6 protein-coding genes are annotated in these 5264 nt (G+C 42.6%); all 6 read right to left on the bottom strand.

The window, feature by feature from the left end; translation table 11 throughout:
- Window positions 1-788: GTP-binding protein (locus F6K57_RS35960; RefSeq protein WP_293072862.1), on the bottom strand; the 788-nt coding region annotated here is incomplete at its 3' end.
- Between the two features lie 259 nt (window positions 789-1047).
- Complete coding sequence (locus F6K57_RS35955) at window positions 1048-1305, bottom strand: hypothetical protein (protein ID WP_293055897.1); 258 nt, start codon at window positions 1303-1305, stop codon at window positions 1048-1050.
- Between the two features lie 5 nt (window positions 1306-1310).
- Complete coding sequence (locus tag F6K57_RS35950; RefSeq protein WP_293072859.1) at window positions 1311-2369, bottom strand: WD40 repeat domain-containing protein; 1059 nt, start codon at window positions 2367-2369, stop codon at window positions 1311-1313.
- Between the two features lie 192 nt (window positions 2370-2561).
- Window positions 2562-3005 carry a cyanase gene (gene cynS, locus F6K57_RS35945; RefSeq protein ID WP_293072856.1) on the bottom strand — a complete coding sequence of 148 codons (444 nt, stop codon included), beginning with the start codon at window positions 3003-3005 and terminating at the stop codon, window positions 2562-2564.
- Between the two features lie 325 nt (window positions 3006-3330).
- The gene (locus F6K57_RS35940; RefSeq protein ID WP_293072853.1) at window positions 3331-4215 is read right to left on the bottom strand and encodes an ABC transporter ATP-binding protein; all 885 of its coding nucleotides are present in this window, start codon (window positions 4213-4215) and stop codon (window positions 3331-3333) included.
- 9 nt (window positions 4216-4224) lie between these two features.
- Window positions 4225-5061: a nitrate ABC transporter permease gene (gene ntrB, locus F6K57_RS35935; protein ID WP_293055885.1), complete on the bottom strand. Its 837-nt coding sequence runs from the start codon at window positions 5059-5061 to the stop codon at window positions 4225-4227.
- Window positions 5062-5264 lie beyond the last annotated feature (203 nt).

The raw sequence follows: 5264 nt of genomic DNA, 5'->3' as shown, positions 1-5264 counted from the left end.
TTCATTCTGAAAATATTTTGGCCTTGGCTCTGTAATAATTCCCTTAGCCATGTGTTTAATTTTTCCAAATCTACTGCTCCTGGTTCTACAATGGCAAAGGAAAAAACGGATTCATCATGTTCATGAGCATCTTCTCCTAATAAGTCCGGGTCAATGTCTAGAGCTTGTTTAAGGTCAAAAGCCCGCACCCCTAACACTGAATCCATTTCAACTTCTGAGTTTTGGGTACGATAAATTTTGACTAAACCATTCATGGCTTTGATTTTTTGCTCTAACTCCTCCAGTTGTTGAGGGTCTACTAAATCAATTTTATTGAGCAAAATCACATTAGCGAAAGCAATTTGTTCCTGGGCTTCATCACTATCCCAGTGCTCTAAAATATGCTTAGCATCAACTACCGTTACCACGGCATCAAGGTCTAACTGGGTTTGAATCTCTTCATCCACAAAAAACGTTTGAATTACGGGGGCAGGATCAGCAAGCCCAGTGGTTTCAATCACTAAATGGTCAAACTTATCCCGTCTCCGCATCAAGTTACCAATGATTCTAATTAAATCTCCCCGCACGGTACAGCAAATACAACCGTTGTTCATTTCAAAGATTTCTTCATCGGCATCGATAACTAACTTATTGTCAATACCAACTTCCCCAAACTCATTAACAATTACCGCTACCTTTTTTCCATGCTCGTAGGTCAATATATGGTTGAGTAAGGTAGTTTTTCCAGCTCCTAAATAGCCAGTTAAAACCGTGACGGGAATAGCGTTATTTACAGTAGTTGCAACCATGGATTTTTAGTATGATTAATTAGTTAATTACAGCAATTTTCGCCCCCCTAGGGCGTGTTTTCTTGCCTCGGAGATCCCCCTAAATCCCCCTTAAAAAAGGGGGACTTTGAGAATGGCTCCCCCCTTATTAAGGGGGGCTGGGGGGGATCTAAATCTTGCGGAAAACTTTGAAAACACGCCCTAGCCCCCCAAGCGAGCAATCCCTCGCTCGGGGGATTTAGGGGGCTTGACCAAAACCAAACGATCGCGCATTCATACTTCAATTTAGCAACGCCAGTTTTTGGATGTCTAGTTCCTGAATTTCTTCTATGGATTGATGAATCTTGTATTGTTGCGGAGGTGTTGTCATGATAGCAATCACGGTTTCTAAGGGAGGGCAATCTGCTTCATGACATTGTAGCTGACTAACAGAAATAGGTATTTCCGGATCTATTGCCAAGTGCTGATAAACCCAGTTTTTGATTTCCCTAATTTTAGCTGAATTAGTTTTAGACTTAGAGGTTTGAAATAAGTTCATTGTTATTAACCAAATCCCCGACTGGAACTGGAAATAGAATTTTGCCAAATTATTACTTCACCATTTTGCCCTCCGGCAGCTAAATAGTCTCCATTAGGGTTCCAAGCTAAACAAGAAAATTTTATTTTTCCGCTAACTATTTTGGTAAGCTTGTTAGCCTTTGACCATAGTTGAATACCGCCATCATTACTAGCGGAAGTTAGTAGGGATGAATTGGGGGCAAACGTGATGGATTGTATGGCTTGATCATGTTGTAACACACGATTTTGCCAGTTTTTGATTTCGTTGTTAAACTGCCACACAATTACCGCATCTTGACAAGACGCAGCTAAAACTGGATCAGAAGTATTGGACCAAACAACTTTACTGACTTTGCCGGGAAATCCCTGGATTAACCAGTGGGAACGATTACCCCAGTGAAGTACAGAAATAGTGCGGTCTAGATTGCCTGAAGCAAGATAGTCACCATGGGATGACCAAGCACAGTCTAGACTAGATCCAGGGAGTTCAAGGGTTTCTGGTGGGTCTGACCAGTTTTCAATGTCCCAGATTTTAACACGACCATGGCCACTAGCAGCAAGGAATTTACCCTGGGGATGCCAAGCTATATTGAAAACTGATGAGTCTGCAAAGTTTAACTCTGCCATTACTTGCCCTTGGTTAACATCCCAAACCTGAACCTGGCGATTGACGGCAAAAGCTAATAGATTTTTTTGGGGATGCCAAGCTAGGGAGTCAATCCAAGCGTTGCCCTGATCCAGGGTTGTAATTCGCTTAAAGTTGGGGGAATTGACCCCCAATTGCCAGATACTAACTTTGCCTTCCTGTCCAGCAGTCCCTAGATAATTGCCATCTTGGGAAAAGCCCACACAGTCTAGGGAATAGTCATGGCTGGCTGTCAAAATTTCGAGATTACCCTGTTGCCATAACGCCAGTTCTCCTGCAGCAGTAACAATAGCTAGATAATTACCTTGGTTTGACCAAACTAAGGCTGTGATGTACTCAGACAATAGCCGTTTATCTAACTGTTTTAGTGTGTTCGTGGTTTTGGATTTAGTGGACACTGATTCCCTGGTATAGCACTACACATTAAGATTAGTAGCGTAGGGTGCGTTAGGGGCGGGCTCCCCTTGATTTTCCCTCTCTTGACATCGGTTGAGAGAGCCCGGCCCGTAACGCACCACCGGGTCAAACACCATGCATTGAAATGCACCTGGATAATTTACGTTTACCCCGACAGCATTAATCATCCTAAGCTACCACTTTTTGTAGGGTAGGAATTTACCACACATAATGATTTGTACGCGATCGCCTTTCGGGTCTTCTACTTTCTCTACTTCTATGGAAAAATCAATAGCACTCATAATCCCATCCCCAAACTTCTCATGGACCACCGCTTTGATCGGCATACCATACACTTGCATAATTTCGTAAAAGCGGTAAATTAGGGGATCGGTAGGAATTTGAGGGTCTAGGGAACCCTTGAGGGGTGGCACGGTTAATTCTTCAGCTAGGGATTCTGGTAAACCCAAAGCGGTGACTAGTTTGGTCGCTTCCTCCATATCTGCGCTAGCTTGACGATAGATCACAGAAGCCACCCAAGTTTCATCCCTACCTACAACGTTTTCCAAATCTTCAAAGGTGAGTCCTTTTTCTTTTTTTGCGGCTAACAACTGTTTAGTAATTTCTGCAATTGCCATAATAATTGATGTCTCCTGATTTTCGATCTTTGGTATTTTACACTGTAAGCATTCAGCATTCAGCTATCAGCTATCAGTTTATGGGCTACGGCTGAAGGCTAAAGGCTGAAGGCTAAAGGCTGACGGCTGACCGCTGACGGCTGAATGCTTAGGGTGCATGTCAATTTTGTTAACCCCTGATTGAGATCCCCCATTATCCCCCTTAATAAGGGGGACTTTTCAATCTAATTCCCCCCTTTTTTAAGGGGGGTTAGGGGGGATCTATGTACCTAATTACAAAGTTGACATGCTCCCGAATGCTTACTTTACACTAATAGAAGAATTTTTAGTGAATTCTCGCTTCTTCTACAGCTCTAGTTTCCCGATATAGATGGTTTTCCATTTCCTGTTTCAGTTCCATATAGGCAGGATGATGCTCAACCGTAGTGCGATCGCGCGGACGGGGGAAAGGCACTTCAAGCACCTCATCAATACGCGCCGCAGGGCCTTTGGTCATCATCACAATCCGATCGGATAACAGGAGGGCTTCATCAATGCTATGGGTAATCATAATGGCAGTTTTACGCTGCTGCTCCCAAATGCGCTCGATTTCATCCTGTAAAAAGCCCCTAGTCAGAGCATCTAACGCACCAAACGGTTCATCCATTAACAAAATTTGGGGATTAATAGCTAAAGCTCTCGCAATACCTACTCGTTGTCGCATACCCCCAGATAGTTCGTGAGGATGTTTGTTCTCTGCTCCGGTTAAACCCACTAGTTGGATATTTTCCTTAATAACCCGTTTTTGCTCCCTCGCAGAAATTTTAGGATAGACAGTTTCCACCGCAAACCTAATATTACCTTCCACAGTCATCCAAGGCATAAGGGCATAGTTTTGAAAAACCATACCCCGGTCAGGTCCTGGTTGAGTCACAAGTTGCCCATTGATAATCACTTGGCCACTGGTGGCGGAACTCAAACCCGCGATAATATTCAGCAAGGTGGACTTACCACAACCCGATGGGCCAATAATCGACACAAACGTGTTGTGCTCAATATCTAAATTGATATCTTCGATAGCGACAAAGTCCGCAGAAGATTGGCCAGTAATTTTATCAAACCAACCACGTTTACCAAAGAAAGTTTTTGAAATATGACGTAATGAAATTTGAGCGTCACTGTCATTGTCACTAATGACCTTACGGCCCTTGGAATAAAAAGAAGTACTCATAATAATTATTCATGAGGAGTTTTTACCGAAAGAAACCAGTTTTTCAAAATAGGCAAATATTTGATCAAGGACAATACCCACAATCCCAATAATAAAAATTGCCACGAGAATATTGGGTATGTAAAGGTTATTCCACTCATTCCAAATGAAGTAACCTAAACCCGTACCCAATAGCATTTCTGCTGCCACAATCACCAACCAAGAAATCCCCATACTAATTCTCAAACCAGATATGATGTTAGGTAGGGCAGCGGGAATAATCACCTTAAAAATCGTGCGCCATTTAGAAGCGCCCAGAATTTTAGAAACATCCAGGTAATCTGGGTTAACATTGGCCACACCAAAAGCCGTGTTGGTTAGGGTTGGCCAAATACTAGCAATGGTAATAATGAAAATCCCTGTCATCTCTGAGTTCCGGAATATATACAGCCCCAAAGGTAACCAAGCCAGGGGAGAAACCGGTTTAAGAAGCTGGAAGTAGGGGTTAAAGGCTTTAAAGGCAATTTTGGAAATACCTACCAATATTCCCAAAGGCACAGCAATGATTGACGCTAACGTGTAGCCAATCGCTACTCTCCGCAGGCTAATTAACAAATTCCAACCAATACCCAAATCATTAGGTCCATTGTCATAAAATGGATGGGTTACCCAATACCATAATTCCTTAATGGTTAGGGAAGCAGTGGGCATACCCTTAGCAAAAATCTTCATCTTTGCGCCTAATTCCCAAAACAGTAAAAATATGCCTAGGGAAAGGATAAATAGCAACAGAGCTCTGAAGTTTTCATTTTCAAAGATTGTGAGTTGTTGTTTTTTGTGAGTTACGTTTTTGGGTATTGATGTCATGTTGTAATTGCTTTTATCTGCAAAGAGATTGGTTTCGTAAGCTTAAGCGCTACGCGCATATGCTTACCTTTAGAGGATATCTGAAAAGTTTTTTTATACTGAATTTTGCCCCCCTAACCCCCCAACTTTGGGGGAAGAGTCAATTTGCTTGTAAAAGTCCCCCAGAATTGGGGGATTTAGGGGGCTTGGATGTAGCAAATGAG

It is taken from the genome of Moorena sp. SIO4A5 (assembly GCF_010672005.1).
Classification (GTDB): domain Bacteria; phylum Cyanobacteriota; class Cyanobacteriia; order Cyanobacteriales; family Coleofasciculaceae; genus Moorena.
The sequence above is the reverse complement of the archived record's forward strand: the minus strand, read 5'-3'. Positions and strand labels throughout refer to the sequence as shown.

What these genes read in the sequence shown, in the direction of transcription:
- F6K57_RS35940 (WP_293072853.1), bottom strand. Translation starts at nt 4,215, where the DNA reads ATGAGTACTTCTTTTTATTCCAAGGGCCGTAAGGTCATTAGTGACAAT.
- F6K57_RS35955 (WP_293055897.1), bottom strand. Translation starts at nt 1,305, where the DNA reads ATGAACTTATTTCAAACCTCTAAGTCTAAAACTAATTCAGCTAAAATT.
- cynS (WP_293072856.1), bottom strand. Translation starts at nt 3,005, where the DNA reads ATGGCAATTGCAGAAATTACTAAACAGTTGTTAGCCGCAAAAAAAGAA.
- ntrB (WP_293055885.1), bottom strand. Translation starts at nt 5,061, where the DNA reads ATGACATCAATACCCAAAAACGTAACTCACAAAAAACAACAACTCACA.